The sequence below is a fragment of the Variovorax sp. 05N34 genome (assembly GCF_056397405.1).
The window spans coordinates 461,188-485,959 of sequence record NZ_JBFTNI010000004.1; the positions used below are offsets into that span (position 1 = coordinate 461,188).

At 63.5% G+C, this 24,772-nt stretch carries 20 protein-coding genes, 1 tRNA gene and 1 riboswitch; of the genes, 13 read left to right on the top strand and 8 right to left on the bottom strand.

The genetic code is table 11. The annotated features are described in order from the left end of the window. Nucleotides 1–7: 7 nt before the first annotated feature. Entirely contained in the window at nucleotides 8–1,252 is a 1,245-nt protein-coding gene (gene glyA, locus AC1DMA_RS14100) for a serine hydroxymethyltransferase (protein ID WP_478123554.1), read from the bottom strand. 41 nt (nucleotides 1,253–1,293) lie between these two features. Next, a riboswitch (ZMP/ZTP riboswitch) is annotated at nucleotides 1,294–1,420 on the bottom strand. A gap of 37 nt (nucleotides 1,421–1,457) precedes the next feature. Then, nucleotides 1,458–2,306: a transglycosylase SLT domain-containing protein gene (locus AC1DMA_RS14105; RefSeq protein ID WP_478123553.1), complete on the bottom strand. Its 849-nt coding sequence runs from the start codon at nucleotides 2,304–2,306 to the stop codon at nucleotides 1,458–1,460. A gap of 605 nt (nucleotides 2,307–2,911) precedes the next feature. On the opposite strand from AC1DMA_RS14105, the gene AC1DMA_RS14110 reads away from it, so the two are divergent. Together AC1DMA_RS14110 and AC1DMA_RS14115 are read left to right on the top strand one after the other, a co-directional pair. Continuing rightward, nucleotides 2,912–6,730, top strand: coding sequence for a DUF748 domain-containing protein (locus AC1DMA_RS14110; protein ID WP_478144585.1), 3,819 nt, complete (start codon nucleotides 2,912–2,914; stop codon nucleotides 6,728–6,730). A gap of 91 nt (nucleotides 6,731–6,821) precedes the next feature. Further along, on the top strand, nucleotides 6,822–9,671 hold the full coding sequence (locus tag AC1DMA_RS14115; RefSeq protein ID WP_478144586.1) for a DUF349 domain-containing protein: 2,850 nt from the start codon (nucleotides 6,822–6,824) through the stop codon (nucleotides 9,669–9,671). Nucleotides 9,672–9,710: 39 nt separating this feature from the next. On the opposite strand, the gene AC1DMA_RS14120 is transcribed toward AC1DMA_RS14115, so the two are convergent. The 5 genes from AC1DMA_RS14120 to AC1DMA_RS14140 are packed head-to-tail and all read right to left on the bottom strand — an operon-like array spanning nucleotide 9,711 to nucleotide 13,022. Continuing rightward, complete coding sequence (locus AC1DMA_RS14120) at nucleotides 9,711–10,505, bottom strand: M90 family metallopeptidase (protein ID WP_478144587.1); 795 nt, start codon at nucleotides 10,503–10,505, stop codon at nucleotides 9,711–9,713. Further along, on the bottom strand, nucleotides 10,505–11,266 hold the full coding sequence (locus AC1DMA_RS14125; RefSeq protein WP_478123549.1) for a UDP-2,3-diacylglucosamine diphosphatase: 762 nt from the start codon (nucleotides 11,264–11,266) through the stop codon (nucleotides 10,505–10,507). The genes AC1DMA_RS14120 and AC1DMA_RS14125 overlap by 1 nt, the downstream gene beginning before the upstream one ends. Nucleotides 11,267–11,273: 7 nt before the next feature. After that, nucleotides 11,274–11,783, bottom strand: coding sequence for a peptidylprolyl isomerase (locus tag AC1DMA_RS14130; RefSeq protein ID WP_478123548.1), 510 nt, complete (start codon nucleotides 11,781–11,783; stop codon nucleotides 11,274–11,276). A gap of 14 nt (nucleotides 11,784–11,797) precedes the next feature. Then, entirely contained in the window at nucleotides 11,798–12,382 is a 585-nt protein-coding gene (locus AC1DMA_RS14135) for a peptidylprolyl isomerase (protein WP_478123547.1), read from the bottom strand. A gap of 49 nt (nucleotides 12,383–12,431) precedes the next feature. Next, on the bottom strand, nucleotides 12,432–13,022 hold the full coding sequence (locus AC1DMA_RS14140; RefSeq protein WP_478123546.1) for a tetratricopeptide repeat protein: 591 nt from the start codon (nucleotides 13,020–13,022) through the stop codon (nucleotides 12,432–12,434). 193 nt (nucleotides 13,023–13,215) lie between these two features. Here AC1DMA_RS14140 and cysS point away from each other — a divergent pair, with 193 nt between their 5' ends. The 11 genes from cysS (at nucleotide 13,216) to AC1DMA_RS14195 (ending at nucleotide 24,535) form a co-directional block, all read left to right on the top strand. Further along, complete coding sequence (cysS, locus tag AC1DMA_RS14145; RefSeq protein WP_478123545.1) at nucleotides 13,216–14,595, top strand: cysteine--tRNA ligase; 1,380 nt, start codon at nucleotides 13,216–13,218, stop codon at nucleotides 14,593–14,595. A gap of 14 nt (nucleotides 14,596–14,609) precedes the next feature. Next, nucleotides 14,610–15,260 (top strand): DNA-3-methyladenine glycosylase family protein, encoded by a 651-nt coding sequence (locus AC1DMA_RS14150; RefSeq protein WP_478123544.1) that lies wholly within the window; start codon nucleotides 14,610–14,612, stop codon nucleotides 15,258–15,260. Nucleotides 15,261–15,276: 16 nt separating this feature from the next. After that, nucleotides 15,277–16,257 carry an acetyl-CoA carboxylase carboxyltransferase subunit alpha gene (locus AC1DMA_RS14155; protein ID WP_478123543.1) on the top strand — a complete coding sequence of 327 codons (981 nt, stop codon included), beginning with the start codon at nucleotides 15,277–15,279 and terminating at the stop codon, nucleotides 16,255–16,257. A 44-nt stretch (nucleotides 16,258–16,301) separates the two neighbouring features. After that, nucleotides 16,302–17,252 carry a tRNA lysidine(34) synthetase TilS gene (tilS, locus tag AC1DMA_RS14160; RefSeq protein WP_478144588.1) on the top strand — a complete coding sequence of 317 codons (951 nt, stop codon included), beginning with the start codon at nucleotides 16,302–16,304 and terminating at the stop codon, nucleotides 17,250–17,252. A gap of 114 nt (nucleotides 17,253–17,366) precedes the next feature. Beyond that, on the top strand, nucleotides 17,367–18,635 hold the full coding sequence (locus tag AC1DMA_RS14165) for an aspartate kinase (RefSeq protein WP_478123541.1): 1,269 nt from the start codon (nucleotides 17,367–17,369) through the stop codon (nucleotides 18,633–18,635). Between the two features lie 23 nt (nucleotides 18,636–18,658). After that, a tRNA-Ser gene (locus AC1DMA_RS14170) sits at nucleotides 18,659–18,751 on the top strand. A 236-nt stretch (nucleotides 18,752–18,987) separates the two neighbouring features. Beyond that, nucleotides 18,988–20,325 carry an MFS transporter gene (locus tag AC1DMA_RS14175; protein ID WP_478144589.1) on the top strand — a complete coding sequence of 446 codons (1,338 nt, stop codon included), beginning with the start codon at nucleotides 18,988–18,990 and terminating at the stop codon, nucleotides 20,323–20,325. A 51-nt stretch (nucleotides 20,326–20,376) separates the two neighbouring features. Then, nucleotides 20,377–21,417: an aromatic ring-hydroxylating dioxygenase subunit alpha gene (locus AC1DMA_RS14180; protein WP_478144590.1), complete on the top strand. Its 1,041-nt coding sequence runs from the start codon at nucleotides 20,377–20,379 to the stop codon at nucleotides 21,415–21,417. After that, nucleotides 21,414–22,379, top strand: coding sequence for a PDR/VanB family oxidoreductase (locus AC1DMA_RS14185; RefSeq protein ID WP_478123538.1), 966 nt, complete (start codon nucleotides 21,414–21,416; stop codon nucleotides 22,377–22,379). The genes AC1DMA_RS14180 and AC1DMA_RS14185 overlap by 4 nt, the downstream gene beginning before the upstream one ends. Before the next feature lie 49 nt (nucleotides 22,380–22,428). Beyond that, a complete protein-coding gene (locus AC1DMA_RS14190) occupies nucleotides 22,429–22,896 on the top strand; it encodes a MarR family winged helix-turn-helix transcriptional regulator (RefSeq protein WP_478123537.1) in 468 nt (155 codons plus the stop codon). A gap of 70 nt (nucleotides 22,897–22,966) precedes the next feature. Beyond that, on the top strand, nucleotides 22,967–24,535 hold the full coding sequence (locus AC1DMA_RS14195; protein ID WP_478123536.1) for a fatty acyl-CoA synthetase: 1,569 nt from the start codon (nucleotides 22,967–22,969) through the stop codon (nucleotides 24,533–24,535). Here the strand turns inward: AC1DMA_RS14195 and AC1DMA_RS14200 are convergent. After that, a complete protein-coding gene (locus tag AC1DMA_RS14200; protein ID WP_478123535.1) occupies nucleotides 24,508–24,699 on the bottom strand; it encodes a hypothetical protein in 192 nt (63 codons plus the stop codon). The genes AC1DMA_RS14195 and AC1DMA_RS14200 overlap by 28 nt on opposite strands. Nucleotides 24,700–24,772 lie beyond the last annotated feature (73 nt).

Sequence of the window (24,772 nt, forward strand, 5' to 3'; positions counted from 1 at the left end):
CATGGGATCAGCGATAGACCGGGAAGCGGCTGGTCAGCGCGTTCACCTTGGCGCGCACCGCCTCGATGTTGGCCGCATCGCGCGGGTTTTCGAGCACGTCGGCGATCAGGTTGGCGGTCATTCGCGCTTCTTCGTCCTTGAAGCCGCGGGTCGTCATCGCCGGCGTGCCGATGCGCACGCCGCTGGTGACCATCGGCTTTTCCGGGTCATGCGGGATGGCGTTCTTGTTGATCGTCATATGGGCGGCACCCAGCACGGCTTCGGCTTCCTTGCCCGTAATGCCCTTGGCGCGCAAGTCGACGAGCATGACGTGGCTTTCGGTGCGGCCGCTCACGATGCGCAGGCCTCGCCCGGTGAGCGTCTCGGCGACGATCTGAGCGTTCTTGACCACCTGCTGCTGGTACGCCTTGAATTCGGGGGAGAGCGCCTCCTTGAAGGCGACCGCCTTGGCGGCAATCACATGCATCAGCGGGCCACCCTGCAGTCCCGGGAAGATCGCGCTGTTGATGGCCTTTTCGTGCTGCGACTTCATCAGGATGATGCCGCCGCGCGGGCCGCGCAGGCTCTTGTGCGTGGTGGAAGTGACGACGTCGGCGTGAGGCACGGGGTTGGGATACACGCCCGCGGCGACCAGCCCGGCGTAGTGGGCGATGTCGACCATGAAGATCGCGCCGACATCCTTGGCCACTTTGGCGAAGCGCTCGAAGTCGATGCGCAGCGAATAGGCCGACGCGCCCGCGATGATGAGCTTGGGCATTGCGTCATGCGCCTTGCGTTCCATCGCGTCGTAGTCGATTTCTTCCTTGTCATTCAGGCCATAGCTCACGACGTTGAACCACTTGCCGCTCATGTTGAGCGGCATGCCGTGCGTCAGGTGCCCCCCTTCTGCCAGGCTCATGCCCATGATGGTGTCGCCGGGCTTCAGGAAGGCCAGCATGACGGCTTCGTTGGCGGAGGCGCCGCAATGCGCCTGGACGTTGGCCGCGTCGGCGCCGAAGAGTTGCTTCGCGCGATCGATGGCCAACTGCTCGGCCACGTCCACGTGCTCGCAACCGCCGTAATAGCGCTTGCCCGGATAGCCTTCGGCGTACTTGTTGGTGAGTTGCGAGCCCTGGGCAGCCATGACAGCCGGCGACGCGTAGTTTTCGCTCGCGATGAGCTCGATGTGGTGTTCCTGGCGGGCGTTTTCGGCCTGGATGGCAGCCCAGATTTCAGGATCGGTCTGTTCGACCAGATGATTGCGGTTGTACATGGCAGTCCTTCAAGACGATGGTCCTTGTTCTTCAACCAAACAAGGGCTGCCCAGGCGAACGGCGGAACGCCTGCTCGAGACTGCAGGCGGCACGCTTCCCAGTGGTAGTCCACGTCAGCGCAAAGCACCTGAAAAGGGTTGCGCCTATCGCCAGTCGCGTGCTGGCCGAGTGTAGCTGACGACGGTCGCCGTCGTCTCGAAAAGCCTACGAATCCCCAAGCAAGGCGACGCGCTCGGGATCAGTCGCCGGCTGCTTGGCGGGCGCTGGGCCCACGACGGGAACAGGATTCGGGCGCGCTGCCGGCGACGGAGCCATGATCGAGGGTGCGCGCCCCGCGACGACCTGGCGCAGACGCTCGTGCTCGGCCAGGACCTTGGAGGCGTAGCCGCCATCGTCGGTGAGATTCGCTGCCCCGACGTAGAAGCGCAGGCCGCCCTCGAGAGAGCCGGCGCGGGCGATGCATTCCTGCAGCACCTTGACGCCGACGCGCATGTTGGTGACGGGATCGAAAGCAGTCAACGTGCCGCCGGCGCTTTCGTATTTTTCGCCGTGGACGCGGGTCATGACCTGCATCAGGCCCTGAGCGCCGACATGGCTCTGGGCGAAAGGATTGAAGCTGGATTCGACGGCCATGATCGCCAGAATGAGCGTCGGATCGAGCTTCGTGCGTTTGCCGAGCTCGAAAGCTTCGCCGACCAAGACGGTCAGGGGCTCGACGGCCACGCGGTATTTCTTGCTCAGCCAGTACGCGACGGCGGCTTGCTGCTTGGGCAATTCCTGAGGGCTGGCGGCCGTGGTCCGCTCAATGGCTGTGGGTTCGAGATCGGTCGTTGCAGCGACTTCGGGGGCCGGCTTGCGTGACTGGAGCCAGCCCATGAGTTGTTCTTCACCAGATTGGCGAAGATCGGGCCGAGCGACCATGGCAATGGCGGCAAAGACGATCGCGAGCCCGACAAGGGCAAACCCGTTGTGGGTGATTTCGAAAAAGCCGTCGACAACGTCGGACGCGAAGGTACGTAGCCCTCGGGCGGTGGCATCAAGCACCTGCTTCATCGCTTTTTTTCCTTTCTGGCGGCGCCTGTTCGCAATGCCCTTGGGCTAAGCAGAACGCAGCAGCGCTTGGATTGGTACGAATCAGGTCCGCGCATGGTGGAGGAGCGCGGTCGCCTGATCAAAGCCGGGGAAAGTCGGCAGCGGAGTTGTGAGAGTCCTGGGCCGTCCGGCGCCAGGGCTGCGGCATTCTAGGAGCGGCTAAATACCCGGTCAAGAATAAGGAATGCAATCGATATTCGAAAACTTGGCCGTTCATGTAAACGTTAGTTCGCGCATCGGGCACCAATTTTCGATTGAAAACCTCACTTGAAAATTCTCCGCGAGGCGCCTACGCTCAAGAGGCCTCGAATTGAGGCGTATCACCAAGGTCCAGCAGCCGAAGGAGGAATCCCGCGGTTCAGCGACTGAGGCCAAATGGTGGCAATCCCTTGCTGCCAGCCTGGCCGGAACATTGAACTTCCGGTCGCGCGAAACGATGGCATGGGCGTTGCGCCCGCCATCAAGCCCGGTGTCTCGGCTCAGCGTCGAGACACCGGGCTTTCTTCTTTGGCAACTCAATGTCAACACCGTTTCGCCTTCAATTGTTTCGGGCACACTCCCGGTCGATGAATGCAGCTTGGCTGAAACAAAACAAATGGGTGCGGCGTGGGATCGTCGCTTTGCTGGTCCTTCTGGGCGTCTGGGCTATCGCGTGGCTGGCGGTTCCGCCGATTGCCAAGAGCCAGCTACAGAAGATCGCGAGCGAGAAGTTGGGCCGACAGGTCACGGTCGGCAAGATCGATTTCAAACCCTGGACACTCGAACTCGCCGTCAACGACTTGAAGATCGCCACGGCCGATGGCGCGCGCTCGCAGTTGGCCATCAAGCGCATCTATATGGATGGGGAGTTGCAGTCCATTCTCCGGTTTGCACCGGTGATCGATGCAGTGACCATCGACTCGCCGGCGATCCTCCTGACTCATCTTGAGGACGGCAAGTACGACATCGATGACATCCTGCAAAAACTGGCCCCCGCGCCGGACGCTCCCAAGGGCGCTCCTCCGCGCTTTGCCATCTACAACATCGGAATCTCGGGCGGGTCTTTCGATTTCGACGACCAGAAGGTCAAGCGCAAGCACGAACTGCGCGACTTCGTGCTCAACGTGCCCTTCCTGAGCAATCTGGCCTCTCAGCGGGAAGTCAAGACCGAGCCCAAGCTCGCTTTCGTGCTCAACGGCAGCAAGTTCGATTCGTCCGCATCGTCCACGCCTTTCGCCGAAAGCCACAAGACTGATGCGCAACTGAGCTTCCAGGGGCTCGACCTCGTTCCTTATCTGGCGTACATGCCGGGCGATCTTCCCGTGTTGGTGCAAGCCGGCAAGCTCGATGCCGACCTGAAGGTGGATTTCGAGCAGGCGGCTACGGCGGGGCTCAAGATCACAGGCACCATCGCCGCGAACGGCATCAAAGTCGCGGACACCAAAGGCAAGGATCTTCTGGGTTTCGACTCGCTGAAGATCGCCCTGGCTGACGTCAGGCCGCTGGACCGGGTCGTTCACCTCAGTGAAGTTGCTCTGGCAGGGCCGCAACTTGCGGTGGCGCGAGACCCGGGCGGCCAGATCAACCTCCTGGCGATCAACCCCAGCACCGGCGCAAAGGAAAAAGTCGTCGCGGTGCCGGCCCCGCCACAAGACGGAGAGGGCGCTGCCAAGGTCGCCGAGCCGCCCGAATGGCGCGTTCAGGTCGACAAGGTCGCACTGACACAGGGCGCCATCGGCTGGCGTGACGAGACCACGCAACCTGCAGCGGCCATCGACGTCAAGGACCTGGCGGTCGAAGTCAATGCGGTGACCTGGCCCATGGAAAAACCCGCGACGTTCAACGGCTCGACTTCCGTCGGCGGCGCGGCCGTCAAATTCAATGGTGAAGCGACCGACAAGGTGGCGCACGTCCAGACTCAGGTCGACGCGCTCCCGTTGTCGCTGGCCGCTCCTTATCTGGCGCAAAGCCTTGAACCGACGCTGGACGGAAAGCTGACCGGGCATGTCGAGATTGCGTGGACGCAACCCGAGCTCAAGCTCAAGGCGAGCAGCGTCGTTGCCGAAGGGCTGGCGCTCACGCAACAAAAGACCGCGCTGGCGAGCCTGGGACGTTTCGAGATCAAGGATGCCGAAGTCGACATGACCGCGCACACGCTCGCGATCGGTTCGTTGACGGCTGGCAGCCCCAAGATTCGTGTCGAACGGGACAACGAGAAGCGATGGATGTTCGAGCGCTGGCTGAAGGCTCCTGCCGGCGGCAGCCGCGGCGGCACTGTGGACGCGAAGGTGGCCGCGCCCAAGAATCCCCAGCCGTCCGAGGCCCCCGAGGGATCCACGCCAGCGGCGAACACCAAGCCATGGGCTCTTTCCATTGGCACGGTGGCAGTGGAAGATGGCGCAGTGTCCTATGCGGACAACGCGAGCGCGACGCCCGTCGCCTTCGAGATCAGCGCCTTGAAGGTGAACGCGCAAAAGATCGCGCCCAATACGCCGACTGTCTCGCCGCTCAAGCTGTCTGGCCGAATCGGGTCGGGCCGAGCAGAGCCGGGGCGCTTCGAATATGACGGCAATCTGGCGCTGAAGCCGTTGGCAGCCGAGGGCCGGCTCCTGGTCGCTTCTCTTCCAGCTCACGCTTTCAAGGCGTACTACGCCGACGCGCTGAACATCGACATCCGCCGCGCATTCGCGAGCTATCGAGGCACCGTCCAATATTCCGACACCGGTAAGGGCATGAATGTCCGGTTGGCCGGGGACACCGCTGTCGATGATTTCCGCGCCAACAGCGCCGCCCTCACGCAAACCGCAGGCTCGTCCAGCAGCAACCAGCTGCTGAGTTGGAAGACCTTGGGTTTGCGCGGCGTGCAGGTCAACATGGTTCGCGGTTCGCCGCTGACGCTCGACGTGCGAGAGACCACGCTGAGCGATTTTTTCGCGCGCGTCATCATCGATCCGACCGGGCGCCTCAATCTGCTGGACTTGACCAAGAAGCCGGGGCAGCCGACGCCGACTGCAGCCGAGAGCGCTCCGCCAACGGAAATCAAGACGCAGCGCAGTTGGCGGGGGACGAATACGACGACTGCCGCGAAGAAGGAGAAGGCACCGCTTTCGGGCGACAAGGCACAGCCTGCGGAACTGGTCGGCGGCGCGCCTTCGGCCCCTTCGGCTTCACCCGCGGCGGGTGCGCAGCCCGCGGAACCGGCCGATCCAATGGCCCCGATCATCAATTTCGGGCCGATGGCGCTGGTCAACGGCAAGATCGACTTCTCCGATCTGTTCATCAAGCCCAACTATTCGGCTGATCTGACGGAGCTCACGGGCAAGCTGAGCGCTTTCTCGTCCAAGCCCCAGGGCGACAGGCCGGCACTGGCGGACCTCGAGCTTAGAGGAAAAGCCCAGCAGACGGCATCGCTGGAGATCAACGGCAAGCTGAATCCGCTCGCCAAGCCGCTCGAACTCGACATCACCGCGAAGATGCGCGAGCTCGACTTGCCGCCTCTGTCGCCGTATTCAATCCGGTTCGCGGGACATGGCATCGAGCGCGGCAAGCTCAGCATGGACGTGACGTACAAGATCGCTCCGGACGGCAGCTTGACAGCGTCGAATCGGCTGATCCTCAATCAACTCCAGTTCGGCGAGCAAGTGGAGGGCGCCCCGGCCAGCCTGCCGGTTCGCCTGGCCGTGGCGCTTCTGGCCGATCGCAACGGCGTGATCGACGTCGATCTGCCGCTGAAGGGATCGATCAACGACCCGGAATTCAGCATAGGACCGCTGATCCTCAAGGCCATCGTCAACTTGATTGCGAAGGCCGCGACGGCGCCCTTCGCCTTGCTGACCGGCGGAGGCGGGGGCGGCGAATCGAGTTCCATCGTGTTTGCATTGGGCAATTCCGACCTGTCTGCCGAAGCCAAGGAAAGCCTGGACAAGGTCGCAAAAGCCATCGTCGACCGGCCGGCCCTGCAGATGACGGTCGTGGGCACGGCCAGCCTGGAGCGCGAGCGCGAGGCCTACCAGCGCCAGCGAGTTCGCGCTCTTGCGCAGACTGAGAAGCGGAGAGCCGCCGTCCGGGCGGGCAAGAATGCGGCCGACGTCGAGCCGCTCACGGACGCCGAGTACCCGGCGCTGCTGGCCGCTGCCTACAAACGTTCGGAGATCACCAAGCCCCGGAACATGGTGGGATTGGCCAAGGATCTGCCAACCGAGGAAATGGAGAAGCTGCTTGCCGCCAACGTCGCCGTCGATGAAGAGTCGATGCGGCAACTGGCCGTGGATCGCGGCGCGGCCGTGCGCGATTACCTGCTGGCGCAAAAGGTGCCGAGCGAGCGTCTTTTCCTCGGCGCGGTGCGGACCAAGGCCGAGGGCGACAATTGGAAACCGGTCGCCGAGCTGAAACTCGCAACCCGCTGAGCCGGGCGCCAGCAAGTCGGTGAAAATGGAGCGGTGCGCCGGCAATTGCCGGCGCCTTCGCTTTTCTTCTACAGATAACGATATTCGCGCAGTGACATCAACTTCTTCCAAGCCTCACGACCTCCAGTCCCTCGACACCCTGACCGGCGGCGCATTCACGGCGTCCACCTCCGGCGAGCGTGCGCAGCGCATTCGCGAGTGGATCGCCGGCAATCCTTCGCCCGAGCAAATGCAGGACGTGTTCAAGGAACTCAGCGGACGCGACAAGGGTGCTGCGCGGTTGCTGCGAGAAAAGCTCGACGAACTCAAGCGCGCCAAAGGCCAGGAGGCGATCGCCGTCGAATGGACGCACAAGGCCGAAGCGCTGCTCGCCCAGCCCAAGCTGAACATCGCCGATGCCCTGGCGTGGCAGCGCGACGCCGCCAAGGCCGGTGCTCCGCTGTCGCGTGAACCGCTCGCGGGCTTCAAGGCGCGCCTGTCCGAGCGCGTGAAGGGCATCGAAGACCTTCAGCATCGCGCACAAGTGCATCGTGAGGCGGCGGTGCTTCTGGCGCAGCGCTTCGAAGTGCTGTCGACAAAGAGCTGGCGCGACGCGCAGGCCGCCGAAGAAGCCTTGCGCGCGGATGTCGCGCACTGGCAGCAACAGGCCGCCGAGATTGCAGCCGACAGCAACTGGAGCAGCCTTGATGCCAAGTTTGCGCCGCAACTCGAGTCCTCCAAGGCACAACTCCTGGTGGTCTCGGATGCATTCCATGCGGCGCTGGCGCAGGCGCTCGCCGCTGCGGCGGATCCTGCCGCGCCGCTCCCGCCGGTGCCGGTTTGGGCCGACGAGCTGCGCATCGCGCGCGGCGGTGCTCCCGAGGCAGCGGCTCCCGCTCCGCAGAAGCCAGCCGGCCCGAGGGTCGACCCTGAAAAACGGGCTATCGCTCAAGAGGCGGTTCAAGCCGCGCTCGCGAAGCTCGAGCAGGAAACGGCTGAAGGTCATGGCAAGGGGAGTGCCGGCGCGGCGGCGGCCCTTCGCGCGGTGCTCAAGGAGCACGGCCGGTTGGTCGACGCACCCCTGGAGGCCCGTGTTCATGCTGCGCTGGTGGCCGCTGGCGAACTCGAAGGCTGGCAGCGCTGGAGCGCCGACAAGGTCCGCGAAGAACTCGTTGCCAAGGCCGAAGGCTTGTTGAAGCGCCCCGAAGGCCAGGCCCTGGGCGGCCGCAAGATGCAGGAGACGCTCCGCGCGCTGCGCGAGCAGTGGAAGCAGTCCGACCAGGGCGGCGTCCCCAATCACGCGCTCTGGAAGCGATTCGATGAGGCATGCAACGAAGCCCACAAGGTGGTCGAGGCCTGGCTCGAAAAAGTCCGCGCCGACGCCGCCGAGCATCGTGCCCAGCGCCTCGCCCTGATCGAAGAGCTCAAGGCCTGGACCGCGGAACACGCCCAGACTTCCGATCTCAAGGCGGTCAATCGTGCGCTGCATCAGTTCGCCGATCGCTGGCGCGATGCGGGACACGTTGGCGAAAAGGTGTTCGCCGATCTGCAAGCGCAGTGGAGCGAGGCTTTCGGCGCCGCGCGTGCGCCGTTCGAGGTCCAGCAGAAGGCGAGCGTCGAGCGTCGCCAGGCCATGATTGCGGAAGCCGCCGAACTCGGCGCCACGCCGGTGCTGCGCATCGATGCGGTCAAGGCGCTCCAGCAGCGTTGGCAAGCCGAAGCTCAAGCCGTGCCTTTGGACCGCCGTCAAGAGCAGAAGCTCTGGGACGCATTCCGCGCGCCGATCGACGAAGCCTTCAACCGAAAGACTGCCGAGCGCGAAAAGGCATCCGCAGCGATGAGCGAGCACGACCGCAACGTGCTGAATGCGTCGAAGGCGCTCGAGGCCGCGAACGCAACCGGCGACGCGCAGAAGATCCGCCTCGCAGTCGCCCAGCTCGAAGCGGCCATCCGCGGCGAGGCCCCTGCACCCACGCCGGCGCCCGCGCCCGCACCCAAGACTGCGCCCGCAGACTCCGCCGCAGCGGATGGCCCTTCGGTGGGGGCGACGGAAGTGGTCGCACCCGGTCAAGCTGCTGCCGAGTTCAGCGAAAGCGCCGAACAGGCGCCTTCCCCGGAAGATGCTGACGCCGTGTCCGCGGAGCCGGCAGCCGCCGAGCCGGGCACGCCAGATCTGGTCGCGCCTGCCGATGGCGCCGACGCATCCGCGCGCGCGGACGCCCAAGCCACCCCTCCGGCGGCACCGCCGAAGCCGGCACCCAAGCCGGTGATCGCCGTGCGAGGCGATGACCGACCCGGCAACAAGAAGGGTGAAGGCGTTCCGGCCGCGCGCGGCGGAAGGTTCGGCGATCGCCGCGACAGCCGTGGGGCTCCTGGCGGCCCGGGCGGTCGTTCCGGCCCCGGCAGCGACCGACCGCAGCGTGGCGCCGAGCGCGGTGCCCCCGCGGGCGCTGGTCGCTTCGGCGACCGCCCGCCGCGATTCGAAGACCGCGGCCCCCGCTTGGGCGATGCCGCCTTCCGCGCGCAACGCGAAGCGCTCGAACGTGCAGAACTCGCGTTGCGCAAGCTTGCGGCGCAAGCACATGGTGAGGCACTCACGCAGGTTCTTGGCGCCTGGGAAAAGCGCGATCCGGCGCAGTTGCCGAGCGCGCAGGAGTTGGGTCGTGCCGTAACGCCTGCGGTGCGAACCAGTTGGTCGCAGGCAGTGGGATCGGCACCTTCAGTGCAAGCTGTCGAGGCCGCCGAAGCGCTGCTGCGCCTTGAGATGGCCGCCGAGGTACCGACGCCGGCGGAGCAACTCGACGCTCGCCGCGCATTGCAACTCAAGCTCCTGACGCGACGCGGCGACCCCACGCCTGCGCAAACCTGGGGCCAGGATGCCGGCAAAGTGCTGGCGGCACCGCACGATGCGGCCACCGCGCGCCGACTGCAGAACGCGCTCAAGGCGCTGCTTCGCAAGTAAGGGAGATCGGCCGGTTTTGCGCCGGCCGATTCCTGAGGATCAAGCCTCGGTCGGCGGCAGGAAGAAATCGTCGAACAAGGCGGCCAGCGCGGGGAAGTCACCCGCAAGCTGGATGCGATTCACGAAATAGGCCTCGCAAGCGACCGCGAAAAATTCGCCCGGTGACTGGGCGCCGTACCCGTCGAGCCAAGGGGGCTCCCCGCCAAAGCGCTCCGCCACGATGGTTTTCTCCCTGAAGGCATCGAAGGCGGGTTGCAGTACTGCCATCCACGCGGCACGCGCTTCGCGCGCATTCGAGGTCCCTCGGAAGTTGGGCGGCAAGGGCGGGCACCCGTCGACCGAACCGCCTCGCATGTCGATCTTGTGGGCGAATTCGTGGATCACGACGTTGTAGCCCTCGGCTTGAGTTGCGCCGCTGGCGAGCACGTCTTGCCAGCTCAACATCACGGGCCCTCGGTCCATGGCCTCGCCGGCGACGATCTCTTCATATTGATGGACTACGCCGGCCGCATCAATGGTCGTTCGTTGGGCCACGACTTCGGACGGATGCACGACGACGCCGACAAAATCGTCATACCAGTTGAGGCCGCCCTTCAGGTGCAGCACCGGGAGAACAGCCTGAGCGGCGATCGCCAGGGCGACTTCATCGGAGATGACGAAACCGTGCGCGCCATGGAAGCGCTTGTCGCGGAGAAATTCGGCCGCCAATTCGCGAAGGCGTTCCACGTCGGCTGCGGGACGTTCTGCAAGGAAGCGATAGCGCGCGAGCGTTGCCCGCCAAGCCGGATCGGGTATGCGGAGCGGCGCGCGCAGCTTGCGCAGCCATGCAAGCATCAGCGGAGATCGACGCGTTGGGCGCCGGCGCTGGAGATGCACAGCAACTGAGCGCGCGGAGGATGGGCGGCGACGTCCCAGTCGCTCAGGACGATGCGTTGGAGCCCTTCGCCCAGCGGGTGGACTGCGGGTTTGTGAGTGTGGCCATGCACCAGCGTTGCGGCGCCCGCCTTGTGCAACCAGTCGCGCGCTGCATCGGCATCAACATCAGCCCAGACCATGTCGGGACTGTGCTTGCGGTCTTCACTCTGCGCGCGAACCGATCGGGCGAGCGTGCGGCGTTCCTCGATGGGCCGCGCAAGCACGGCGTCTTTCCAGGCGGGCGTCCGCACCTGTGCCCTGAACCGCAGGTACTCGGTGTCTTCAAGGCACAGAAGATCGCCGTGGCTCAGGAGCCAACGCTTGCCGTGGAGGACCAGCACCGTCGGATCGTCGATGAGCGTCATGCCGCTTTGCGCCGCGAAGGCGGGGCCGAGCAGGAAGTCCCGATTGCCATGCATGAAGTAGACGGGCCGACGTGCCGTTGCGACGCGGAGCACGTCGGCGCACTGAGCTTCGAAGCCGGGGAGGGTGGCCGCGTCGTCGCCGACCCACACCTCGAAAAGATCGCCGAGGATGAAGATCGCATCGGCCGGCGAGGTTTCGAGGTAGCCGCGCCAGACGTCGAAAGTGGCCTGTTCCGCGGCCTGCAGGTGGAGGTCGGAGATGAGATCGACCGTGCGCCAGGTCACCGGCGCCACGATCTCTGCAAACGCCTCCATGGGAACGTCAGGCCTTGACGACGGCCTTTTCGATCACGACGTCGTCGAGCGGCACGTCGTCATGGAAGCCTTTGCGGCCCGTTTTCACGGCCTTGATCTTGTCCACGACTTCCTTGCCTGCAACGACCTTGCCGAAGACCGCATAGCCCCAGCCCTGGGCCGACGGTGCGGTGTGATTCAGGAAGCCGTTGTCGGCCACGTTGATGAAGAACTGCGCCGTGGCCGAGTGCGGCGCGCTGGTGCGTGCCATTGCCACGGTGTAGTTGTCATTCTTGAGGCCATTGTTGGCCTCGTTCTGGATTTCGGCGCCTGTCGGCTTTTGCGACATGCCGGGTTCGAATCCGCCGCCCTGAACCATGAAGCCAGGGATGACGCGGTGGAACACCGTGTTGTCGTAGTGGCCCTTGTTGACGTAGTCGAGAAAATTCTCGACCGTCTTTGGCGCCTTGTCCTGGTCGAGTTCGAGCGTGATGACGCCCTGGTCCTTGATGTGCAGTTCGACTTGGGGATTGCTCATGAGGGCTCCTTTGATTACTTCGCCACGGTGGCGGACTGGATGGTGATGGTTTCGACGGGGACGTCAGGCATGCCGCCCTTGTTGCCCGTGCGGGCGGTGCGGATTTTGTCGACGACCTCGGTGCCGGAGACGACCTTGCCGAACACCGCATAGCCATAGCCATCGGGGTTTGGCGCATTGAGGTTGGCGTTGTCCTTCACGTTGATGAAGAACTGCGCGGTCGCCGAATTCGGGTCGGACGTGCGGGCCATCGCGATCGTGTACTTGTCGTTCTTGAGGCCGTTCTTGGCTTCGAGCGGAATTGGAGCCCGCGTCGGCTTCTGCTTCATGTCAGGCGTGAAGCCGCCGCCCTGGATCATGAATCCGTCGATGACGCGGTGAAACACCGTGCCGTCATATTGCTTGTCCTTGACGTACTGAAGGAAGTTCTCGACGGTCTTCGGCGCCTTGTCGGGGTAGAGCTCGACGACGATGTCGCCGGCCGACGTGCTCAGCTTGACTCGCGGCGCGTTCTGCGCCTGCGCCCAAGCGGATCCGGTGATGGCCAGCGTGGCGGCCGCAATCAGCGCCGCACGGCGCGAGATGGCTTGAAGAGTCACGGGAGAGTCGCTTTCCGAAAGTTGCGCCGAAGCGCGTTGGAGAAGTGGCCTACCGGCGCACGGGCTTGCGGCCGTCGGCGGGTGCCGGCGGGAGGTCACCGGCGTTTGGCGCGCTGAACATCTGGCGGATCAGTGCGAGCTTTGGCGGCACCGTGGTGTTGGCGGGTTCGAGTTGCTTTGCGCGGCTATAGGACTGCGCCGCGAGTCGGACATACACGTCGCCGAGGTTCTCATGCGCGGTCGCGTAGTCGGGGTTGAGCTTGGTCGCCATTTCGAGCGCCGCGCGCGCCTTGTCGAACTGGCTTTGCGCCGCATACAGCGCGGCGAGGTTGTTGTACGGCTCAGGCAGCTCCGGGAAGTCTTGCGTGAGCTGCGTGAAGGCGGCGATCGCCTCCGTCTGCTTGCCTTGCTCGGTGAGGATCACGCCGCGCAGGAAGCGCATTTGCGGATCGCGAGGCTTGCCGGCGATGTAGGCATCGGCCTTGGCAAGTGCTTCGTCAGGCTTGCCTTGGCGGAGAAGCGCGTTGACATCGCCATAGTCGTCGGCATGTGCCACGCTCAAGGTCAGCGCCAGGGTCAGCGCCAGAAGGGCAGGGAAAAGGCGAAAAAGCGATGAGGTGAAGGTAGCGGCGCTCTGCATGAAGCCTCGAGTATTGGGGAGGACACGGGCCTCGTAAACACGCGGAAAATATCCGTCGGTGGCCGTTTATACTGCGAGGAATTGTAGCCGAGGGGCCACCTCCAACCCCTCGTCCCAACAGTACATTCACCCCTGAAAAACCCGCTGTCTTTCGCCCGTTTTGGCGCGCGCGAACCGACGCTTTTCGAGCTTCATGAGTCTTCGCATCTACAACACGCTTTCGCGTGAACTGGAGGAATTTTCTCCTCTGCAACCAGGCAGGGTGCGCATGTACGTGTGCGGGATGACTGTCTACGACTACTGCCACCTGGGCCATGCGCGTTCGATGATCGCGTTCGATGTCGTGCAGCGATGGCTCAAGGTGTCGGGTCTCATGGTGGACTACGTTCGCAACATCACCGACATCGACGACAAAATCATCCGACGCGCCGTCGAGAACGGCGAGAGCATTCGCGCGCTCACGGATCGGATGATCAACGCGCTGCATGAGGACGCCGACGCGCTCGGAATCGAACGGCCGACGCACGAACCCCGTGCGACGGACTACATCCCGCAAATGCTGTCGATGATCACCACGCTCGAACAAAAGGGGCTGGCCTACCGCGCGCCCAATGGCGACGTGAACTATGCCGTGCGCAAGTTCCCGGGCTACGGCAAGTTGAGCGGCAAGTCGCTGGATGAACTGCACGCCGGTGAACGCGTTGCGGTGCTTGACGGCAAGGATGATCCGCTCGATCCGGTCTTGTGGAAGAGCGCCAAGCCGGCCGAACCCGACGAAGTGAAGTGGCCGAGCGCGTTCGGTCCTGGTCGGCCGGGCTGGCATATCGAGTGCTCGGCGATGGCGTGCGAACTGCTCGGCGAAACCCTCGACATTCACGGCGGTGGCGCGGATCTGCAGTTTCCCCACCATGAGAACGAGATCGCTCAAAGCGAAGGCGCCAACGGCAAGCCCTTGTCTCGCATTTGGATGCACAACGGCTTCATCAACATCGACGATGAAAAGATGTCCAAGAGTTTGGGCAACTTCTTTCTCATTCGCGATGTGCTGAAGGAATTCGACGCCGAGACGATCCGATTCTTTGTGCTGCGAGCGCACTATCGCAGCCCGCTCAACTACAGCGATGCCCACCTGAGCGATGCGCGTGCCTCGCTCAAGCGGCTGTACAACGCGTTACTTGCGGTGGCGCCTGCGCCGCTGGCAAGCATCGATTGGAGCAATACGTATGCCGCGCGCTTCAAGGCGGCGATGGATGAAGACTTCGGTACGCCCGAGGCGGTGGCGGTCCTTTTCGACCTTGCCGGCGAAGTCAACCGCACGCGATCGGCGGAATCGGCAGGGCTCTTGAAGGCGCTGGGCGGTTGCCTCGGTATTCTTCATTCAGATCCGCAAACATTCCTGCAAGCTGGTACGGTGCTTGACGATGCCTCGATCCAGGCGCTGATTCAGCAGCGTGCCGAAGCCAAGGCAGCGAAGAATTTTGCTGAAGCCGACCGAATTCGTAGCGATTTGCTGGCGCAAGGCATCGTCCTGAAAGACTCCCTGACCGGCACGACATGGACGTCGGCTCAGTGAACGCGACAAGAACGATGCCGTCTGCGAAGCAGCCAGAAATCCAGGTTTTCACCCCCGACTACTGGGAAGAGGCCTGCAAGCACCTCGCCAGGAAAGACCGCGTGATGAAGCGGCTGATTCCGCGCTTCGGCGACGCTTGCCTGGAGTCGCGCGGTGACGCATTCACAACCCTGGCGCGAAGCATCGTCGGGCAGCAGATCTCGGTGAAGGCGGCGCAATCGGTCTGGGACCGTTTCGCGGAACTGCCTCGCAAGATGGCGCCGGCCAGCGTGCTCAAGCTCAAGGTCGACGACATGCGCGCGGCCGGGCTTTCGGCGCGCAAGGTGGAGTATTTGGTCGACCTCGCGCTGCATTTCGATTCGGGCGCCGTGCACGTCGACTCGTGGAAGGACATGTCCGATGAGATGATCATCGCGGAACTGGTCGCAATCCGTGGCATCGGCCGCTGGACCGCCGAAATGTTCCTGATCTTCCATTTGATGCGACCCAACGTGCTGCCACTGGACGACCTCGGCCTGATCAACGGGATCAGCCAGAACTACTTCTCGGGCGACCCCGTCAGCCGCAGCGATGCGCGCGAGGTGGCTGTTGCCTGGGCCCCCTATTGCAGCGTGGCGACTTGGTATATTTGGCGATCGCTCGACCCGCTACCGGTCGCATACTGAATAACAGGAGAAGACGTTGGCGAAACGAACCTTTCTCGACTTCGAGCAGCCCGTCGCTGAACTCGAAAGCAAGATCGAAGAACTGCGCTATGTGCAAACAGAGTCGGCAGTCGACATCTCGGAAGAAATCGATCAGCTTGGCAAGAAGAGCCTTCAGCTCACCAAGGATATCTACAGCGACCTGACGCCTTGGCAGATCACGAAGATCGCCCGGCATCCGGAGCGTCCCTACACGCTGGACTACATCAACGAAATCTTCACCGATTTCGTCGAACTGCACGGCGACCGTCACTTTGCCGACGACCTGTCGATCGTCGGCGGTCTGGCGCGATTCAATGGCACGCCCTGCATGGTGCTCGGCCACCAGAAGGGCCGCGACACCAAGGAACGCACCGCACGCAATTTCGGCATGAGCAAGCCGGAAGGCTATCGCAAGGCGCTTCGGCTCATGAAGACGGCCGAGAAGTTCAAGCTGCCGGTCTTCACCTTCGTCGACACGCCTGGCGCATACCCAGGCATCGACGCCGAAGAGCGCGGCCAGTCCGAAGCCATCGGCCGCAACATCTTCGAGATGGCTCAGCTCGAAGTGCCGATCATCGTGACGATCATCGGAGAGGGCGGCTCCGGCGGCGCGCTGGCGATCTCGGTCGGTGACCAGGTGCTGATGCTGCAATATTCCGTCTATTCGGTGATCAGCCCCGAAGGCTGCGCATCGATCCTCTGGAAGACCAGCGACAGGGCGCAGGAAGCTGCTGATGCACTTGGTATTACGGCGCATCGACTCAAGGCGCTGGGGCTGGTCGACAAGATCGTCAACGAGCCGGTCGGCGGTTCGCACCGCGATCATCGGCAAATGGCGGCGTTCCTCAAGCGCGCGTTGAACGACGCCTTCCGCCAGGTCAGCGACCTGAACGTCAAGGAATTGCTGCATCGCCGCTACGAGCGCCTGCAAAGCTACGGTCGCTTCGCCGACACCAAGGCCGACAACGGCAAGTAGGCGCGGAGGCGCGGCGCAGGCCGGAGCCTGTTGCGCAATCCAAGATGGAAAATCCCGCCGACCATGCACTGGCTTCATGGGCGGCGCCGTTGCCGTTTGCCGTGGCCTACAGCGGCGGCGCGGACTCGACCGCACTGCTTCATGCTGCCGCCAGCCGCTGGCCTGGCCAAGTGCATGCGCTCCACGTGCACCACGGTTTGCAAGGCGCCGCAGACGAATTCGAGGCACATTGCACCGCGACTTGCCTGGCGCTTGGCGTTCCTTTGCACGTAGGCCGCATCGATGCTCGGCACGCGCCGGGCGAGAGTCCCGAGGATGCGGCCCGCCGGGCGCGCTACGTCACTCTGGCCTCATTGGCGCTGGCCCATGATCTCGCGCATGTCGTGCTTGCACAGCATGCGGACGATCAGGTCGAGACGATGCTCATCGCGCTCAGCCGTGGTGCTGGGGTCGATGGCTTGGCTGGAATGCCGATGCGTATGCGCCGGCACGGTGTCGAGTTCCATAGGCCGTTGCTCGCGGTGCACGCCGATGCGCTGCGCGAATGGGTCGTCGCCGAACGGGTTCCGCATATCGAGGACCCGAGCAATGCCGATCTTCGATACACACGCAATCGCATCCGCCGGCAAGTGCTGCCGGTGCTCGCAGCTGCGCTGCCGCAGTACCGCGAAACCTTTGCACGCTCGGCGCGCAACGCGGCACGGGCTTCTGCGCTGCTCTCGGATGCTGCGGCACGCGATCTTCTTGACGCGGGCACCCCGCCGTCACTGGCGGCATTGCGCGCATTGCCGCGCGAGAGGCTTGCCAACGTCTTGCGCCATTGGTTGAAGCGCGACCATGCCGCCGTCCCCAGCGAGGCGCAATTGGAGCAGCTGCTCGACCAGATTGCCGCGTGCAGCACGCGTGGCCATCGCATCCAACTGAAGATCGCATCCGGCCGCATCGAGCGGGAGGGCGACACGCTGCGTTGGTACAATTCTTCGCCCTTGCCGTAGCTCACAGACTTTGCGCTGAACCAGGCTGCAGGCGGGTGCATGAATGCCGGTGTGGGCCGTTTTGCCGGTGTGGCCGCCGTTGCGGCATCCGAACTCTTCTCTTTGACTTTACCCATGGCATTGATCGTTCACAAATACGGCGGCACGTCGATGGGCTCCACCGAGCGCATCAGGAATGTCGCCAAGCGGGTCGCCAAATGGGCGCGCGCCGGCCATCAGATGGTCGTGGTCCCCAGCGCGATGAGCGGCGAAACCAATCGCCTGCTCGGCTTGGCAAAAGAACTCGCCACCGGCAAGCCCGGAGACGACTACAACCGCGAACTCGACATGCTCGCCTCGACAGGCGAGCAGGCATCGTCGGCGCTGCTGGCCATCGCGCTGCAAGCCGAAGGTCTCCAAGCAGTGAGCTACGCCGGCTGGCAGGTTCAGGTCAAGACCGACAGCGCCTTCACCAAAGCCCGCATCGAGAGCATCGACGACGAACGCGTGCGTGCGGATCTCGATTCCGGCAAGGTGGTGGTCATCACCGGATTCCAGGGCGTGGACGATGCCGGCAACATAACGACGCTTGGCCGCGGCGGCAGCGACACTTCGGCAGTCGCCATTGCGGCGGCGCTGAAGGCCAGCGAGTGCCTTATCTATACCGACGTGGACGGCGTCTACACCACCGACCCGCGCGTCGAGCCTGATGCACGTCGCCTGGCGACGGTCAGCTTTGAGGAAATGCTCGAAATGGCGAGCCTGGGCTCCAAGGTCCTGCAAATCCGCTCGGTCGAATTTGCCGGCAAGTACAAGGTCCCGCTGCGTGTGCTTTCGAGCTTCACGTCGTGGGACATCGATATCGACGAAGAGGCCAAATCCGGCACGCTGATCACTTTCGAGGAAGACGAAAACATGGAACAAGCCGTCGTATCCGGCATTGCGTTCAATCGCGACGAAGCCAAAATTTCCGTGCTCGGCGTGCCTGATAAGCCGGGCATCGCGTATCACATCCTCGGCGCCATTGCCGACGCGAACATCGAGGTCGACGTGATCATCCAGAACCTGAGCAAGGACGGGCGTACCGACTTCAGCTTCACGGTTCATCGCAACGACTACGCCAAGGCGATCGACCTGCTCAAGGCCAAGGTCCTGCCGACCCTGGGTGCGGCCGATATCGTGGGCGACACCAAGATCTGCAAGGTCAGCATCGTCGGCATCGGCATGCGCAGCCACGTTGGCGTTGCAAGCAAGATGTTCCGCGTGTTGAGCGAGGAGGGGATCAACATCCAGATGATCTCGACCAGCGAAATTAAGACTTCAGTTGTGATCGACGAAAAATATATGGAGCTCGCTGTACGCGCGCTGCATAAAGCCTTCGATTTGGACCAACCGGCGTCCTGAACGCTGGCATAATCGTTGGCTCAGGAACTGTGACCGAGTGGCCGAAGGTGCTCCCCTGCTAAGGGAGTATGGGGTGTAGAGCCTCATCGAGGGTTCGAATCCCTCCGGTTCCGCCAGACATCGTCTTTGACGATCCCAAGAGCCCCCGCGCTGATTTAGCTCGGGGGCTTTTTCGCATCTGGAACCGTCAAGTCTCGCGCCACAACCATCTACGGGTTAACACTAGGTATCGGAATGTCAAGGACATTCAGTACACTTATCGACATTGATTCAGCACACTGAATCGATTCGAGCCCCACAACTGCTTCAAAAGCGCACCGAAGACGCGGCAGACATCAATCCGGAGAACTTGATGACCACCAATTTGCGCCGCACCTTCGACCAAGGACCCATGAGTCGTTTTCAGTGGAGTGCGATCGCCATTTGCGTGACGCTAGTCATGCTCGACGGCTTCGACGTGCTCGTGATGGCGTTTACGGCTGCCAGCATTTCAGCTGAATGGAAGCTCACCGGCGCGCAGTTGGGAGTGCTGTTCAGCGCTGGCCTGCTGGGCATGGCTGCCGGTTCGCTGTTTCTGGCGCCATTGGCCGACCGCTTCGGCCGCCAATCGATCATCCTTCTGTGTCTGACGGTGGTTGCCCTCGGAATGGGAGCCTCCGCGCTTGCGCAAGACAGCATCCAGATGGCGGCCACTCGCGCGTTCACGGGCGTCGGCATTGGCGGAATGCTCGCCAGCGTCGGCGTCATCACGTCGGAATACGCGTCGAACAAATGGCGCAGCACAGCGGTTGCGCTGCAGGCGACGGGCTATCCCATCGGCGCGACCATCGGCGGAAGCATCGCGGCTGTGCTGCTCGAGCTTTACGGTTGGCGCTCGGTGTTCGTCTTTGGTGCCTTGGCCACCGCGTCCATGATTCCGCTCGTGATCTGGCGGTTGCCCGAGTCCGTGGATTTCCTCGCTTCCAAGCGTCCCCGCGGTGCGCTGCGCAAGCTCAACGTCTTGATGCAACGGATGCAGCGCCCGCAACTGGCCGAGTTGCCGCCGCGAGATGCCGAAGCGCTGCGCTCGTCCAATTCGATTTCGGGGCTCTTCGCCGGCGGCCTTGGCCGGTCGACCTTGTTGCTCTGGCTCGCGTTCTTCCTGTTGATGTTCAGCTTCTACTTTGCGCTCAGCTGGACGCCCAAGCTGCTCGTTTCCGCTGGCCTTTCTGCCCGCCAGGGCATCACCGGTGGCGTGCTGCTGAATATCGGCGGCATCATCGGAGGCAGCGTCTTCGGCCTGCTGGCGTCGAAGCTCGATCTGGGTCGCCTCACCGGCGCGAACCTGGCGATCACGGCGCTGGTGATGGCGCTTTTCGGCGCCGTCACAGGTCATCTGAGCGCGTCGTTCAGCGTTGCATTCTTGATCGGGATGTTCATCTTTGCCTCGATGGCCGGGCTCTATGCATTTGCGCCAGCGATCTATCCGGCAGCAGTTCGTACCACCGGCATGGGCTGGGCGATCGGCGTCGGCCGCATCGGCGCGATCGTCGCGCCGCTCACGGCGGGCGCGCTCCTCGACGACGGATGGCAGCCGCCTCAGCTCTATTACGCGTTCGCACTGCCATTGCTGGCCGCGACGGTCTCGGTGCTTGCACTTCGGCGCGGTGCCGCGCCGCGCCAGCCGGGCGACGTGATCCCCGCGCACTGAAGCCGCGCTCCGAACGCTTTTCCCGTACCCCACAGCACAAGGAGTTCCCACATGTTCCCCAAGAACAACTGGTACGTTGCCTGCTCGGGCAGCGAAATCGATGACAAGCCTCTGGGTCGCAAGATCTGCGGCGAAAACCTGGTTCTCTACCGCGCTATCGAGGGCAAGGCCACGGCGCTGGAAGATTTCTGCCCCCACCGCGGCGCTCCGCTGTCGCTGGGTCAGGTGGTCGAAGGAAAGCTCGTCTGCGGCTATCACGGCCTCGAAATGGGCTGCGACGGCAAGACCATTGCCATGCCCGGGCAGCGCGTTCGCGGATTTCCCGCGATCCGGACTTTTCCGGTGATCGAGCGCTATGGCTTCGTCTGGGTGTGGCCGGGCGATCCGGCACTCGCCGATGCGGCCAAGCTGCATCACCTCGAATGGGCCGAGAGCCCCGATTGGGCGTACGGCGGAGGACTGTTCCACATCAATTGCGACTACCGCCTGATGATCGACAACCTGATGGATCTGACGCACGAGACTTACGTGCATTCCACCAGCATCGGCCAGAAGGAAATCGACGAGACGCCCACCACGACCAAGGTCGAGGGCGACATGGTCGTCACCAGCCGGTTCATGGAAAACATTTCCGCGCCGCCGTTCTGGCGGATGGCCCTGCGCGGCAATCACCTCGCCGACGACGTGCCGGTCGATCGCTGGCAAATCTGCCGCTTCACGCCGCCGAGCCATGTCATGATCGAAGTCGGCGTCGCGCATGCGGGTAAGGGCGGCTACAACGCGGACCCGGCGCACAAGGTGTCCAGCATCGTGGTGGACTTCATCACGCCCGAAACCGAGACTTCGCACTGGTACTTCTGGGGCATGGCGCGCAACTTCCAGCCGCACGACAAGGCGCTGACCGCCTCCATCCGCGAAGGCCAGCACAAGATCTTCAGCGAAGACCTGGAGATGCTCGAATCGCAGCAACGCAATCATCTCGCCTACCCGGATCGGCAGTTGCTCAAGCTCAACATCGACGCCGGGGGAGTGCAATCGCGTCGCGTGCTCGATCGATTGATGGCGGAGGAACGCCAGGCGGTGACGTCATGAATGCCGCTGAACTGGAGGTGCGCATCGCGCGCAAGCAGACGGAGGCGGTCGACATTTGCACTTTCGAACTGGTGCAAGCGGATGGTCGACCGCTGCCGGCGTTTTCGGCGGGCTCGCACATTGACGTGAATATGCCCGGCGGCGTCACGCGACAGTATTCGCTGTGCAATGACCCGCGCGAAAGCCATCGCTACCTGATCGGCGTTTTGCGCGATCCCGCTTCGCGGGGCGGCTCGCGGACCATGCACGACGCGATGCAAGAGGGCGCTTCTCTGCGTATCAGTGCGCCGAAGAACCACTTTCCGCTCGCCAACGGTGCCACGCACAGTGTGCTGATTGCAGGCGGGATCGGCGTGACGCCCATTCTGTGCATGGCCGAGCGGCTGGCCATGACGGGTGGCTCTTTCGAGATGCACTATTGCACCCGGTCGCGCGAGCGGACGGCGTTCGTCGACAGGATCGGGCAATCGAGTTTCGCCTCGCAGGTTCAGTTTCACTTCGACGATGGCGATGCTTCGCAGAAGCTCGCACTCGGGCCCTTGGTCGGCACGCCGAAAGCGGGCGTACACCTGTATGTCTGCGGCCCAAAGGGATTCATGGATTGGGTACTCGACGCCGCACGCACCGCGGGATGGCCGGCCGAGCAACTCCACTATGAATTCTTCTCGGCCGAGATCGCCAAGTCGGATGCCGACGCGTCCTTCGAAGTCAAGCTGGCGAGTTCGGGCCGCGTGGTGACCGTGCCCAAGGACCAGACGGTGGTACAGGCGCTGGCTGCCATCGGCGTGGAGGTCGCGACTTCCTGCGAGCAGGGCGTGTGCGGCACCTGCCTCACACGAGTCCTCGAAGGGGAGCCGGACCACAAGGACATGTACCTCACGCCGGAAGAGCAAGCGGCCAACGACCAGTTCACGCCCTGTTGCTCTCGGTCCCGTTCGCCGATGCTGGTGCTCGATTTGTAGAGCAGAAACAGCATTCGATAATGGCGGGTTAAGTACTACGTTCGCCATCATGCAGTGCAAAGTATCCAATGCTGTCGAGATCGATCTGAATGACCAGCCGGGCCATCTGATCCGTCGCGCGCACCAGATCTCGGTGTCGGTCTTCTACGAAACGCTGGGGCGTGAAGTGACCCCGGTGCAATATGCGGTGATGCGCACTCTGCAGAACAACCCCGGCATCGATCAGGTCACGCTGGCCCAGCAGGTTGCGCTGGACACGTCCAGCGCCGCCGATATCGCGGTACGGCTCGAGGGCAAGGGCTGGATCTCGCGCAAGTTGCTGGCGCGAGGCCAGCGCGAACTGCGGCTGACCGAGCTCGGCGAAAGTCTCCTGGCCCAGATGGTGCCGGGCATGCAGGAGATGCAGAACGAACTCCTTGGCATGCTCACCGAAGAAGAGCGGCGCGACTTCATGCAGCTCCTGAGCAAGTTCGTCACGGTCAACAACGACCGAAGCCGCGCGCCGATGCGGACCTAGCGATACACCTATCTGGCGATGGCGTCGAACGGGCACTATCCTCGCGGTGACCCGCCCAAGGAGACGCCCGATGACTCATGAGACAGCCCGCCGCCAGACGCTGGCCGACCTTTTGCGACGCAGCGCGAGGCGCGAGCCCGGCAAACTGGCGATTGCCTGCGGCACCACGCGGTGGACCTATGCGGAGTTCGATGCCATTTGCAGCCGGGTGGCCAGCGGCCTCGCACAACAAGGGGTGGGCAAGGGTGCCCGTGTGGCGGTCCTCGCCCGAAACTCGCACGCATTCGCGGCCCTTCGCTTCGCGCTGGCACGACTCGGCGCGGTGCTGGTGCCGATCAACTTCATGCTGAAGGCCGATGAAGTGGCGTACATCCTGCGGCATGCCGGGGCCTCTCTTCTGGCCACCGATTCCGGCTTGGCCGGCCTGGCGCGCGAAGCCGCGGCGCTCGACACCTCCGTGGGTGAGTTTCTCTGGTTGCCCTCCGAAGACCCAAGCGATCCGGCGCCGGGCATGCTGCGATTCGACCAGCTCGCCGAAGCGGGTTCCGAGCCGCCCGATGTGGATTTGCAAGGCAGCGACCTCGCGCAGATCGTCTACACCAGCGGCACCGAATCCACACCCAAGGGCGCGATGCTCACGCACGACGCAGTGATCTCGCAATATGTCAGTTGCCTCGTCGATGCCGAAATCAGCGCCGGCGACTTGACCTTGCATGCATTGCCGCTCTATCACTGCGCGCAACTCGATGTGTTCCTCGGGCCCTCGCTCTACGCCGGCGGCACCAACGTCATCACGGCGAAGCCCACGCCAGACAACCTGCTTCCGCTGATCGAGCGCTTTCGGATCGGCTCTTTCTTCGCGCCGCCCACCGTGTGGATCTCGCTGCTGCGCTCGCCGAAATTCGACAGCACCGATCTCAGCAGCTTGCGAAAGGGCTACTACGGCGCGTCCATCATGCCGGTCGAGGTGCTGCGCGAACTCAGTCGCCGACTCCCGCAGGTGCGGCTATGGAACCTCTACGGCCAGACGGAGATCGCGCCGCTCGCGACGATGCTCGGCCCTGACGATCAACTGCGCAAGCCAGGCTCCGCGGGACGCGCCGTGCTGAATGTCGAGACCCGCGTGGTCGACGACCGGATGAAGGATGTCGCGGTGGGCGAAGTCGGCGAGGTGGTGCACCGTTCGCCGCACCTGATGCTTGGCTATTTTCACGACGATGAACGCACCAAGGCCGCGTTCGAAGGCGGCTGGTTTCATTCGGGCGATCTCGCGGTGATCGACGACGAGGGCTTCATCACGATCGTCGACCGCAAGAAAGACATGATCAAGACCGGTGGCGAAAACGTCGCGAGCCGCGAGGTCGAGGAAATGATCTACCGTCTGCCGCAGGTGTCGGAAGTCGCCGTGGTCGGCGTGCCGCATCCGCGCTGGGTCGAGGCTGTCGTGGCTGTCGTAGTCGCCAAGGCGGGCCACGCGCTCGACGAGGCGGAGGTTCTCGCCCATTGCGCGAAGCATCTGGCCGGCTTCAAGGCGCCCAAGCGGGTGGTGCTCGTCGAAGCCCTGCCCAAGAATCCGAGCGGAAAGCTACTGAAGCGCGAATTGCGCAAGGCTCACGAGGGCCTTTTCGCGCGGGAGTGAGGATTGCATTCGTCCAGCACCGCGATCGACTGCTCGACACGCTCTGCGATTTCGTTGCTGAGGAGCCGCAGCGGCCGTCCCACGTTCACCAACAGCATGCCGGCGCCCAGGATCAGAAGGTAGAAACCGGCAATGAGAGCCATCGGTGTCAAGAAAATGCTCATCAAGATTCTCCGAAAACGTGGCGGCGTGAGCCGAACGAGAGGCACTCTCGTGGCGGCTGCTCAACGCTGAAGT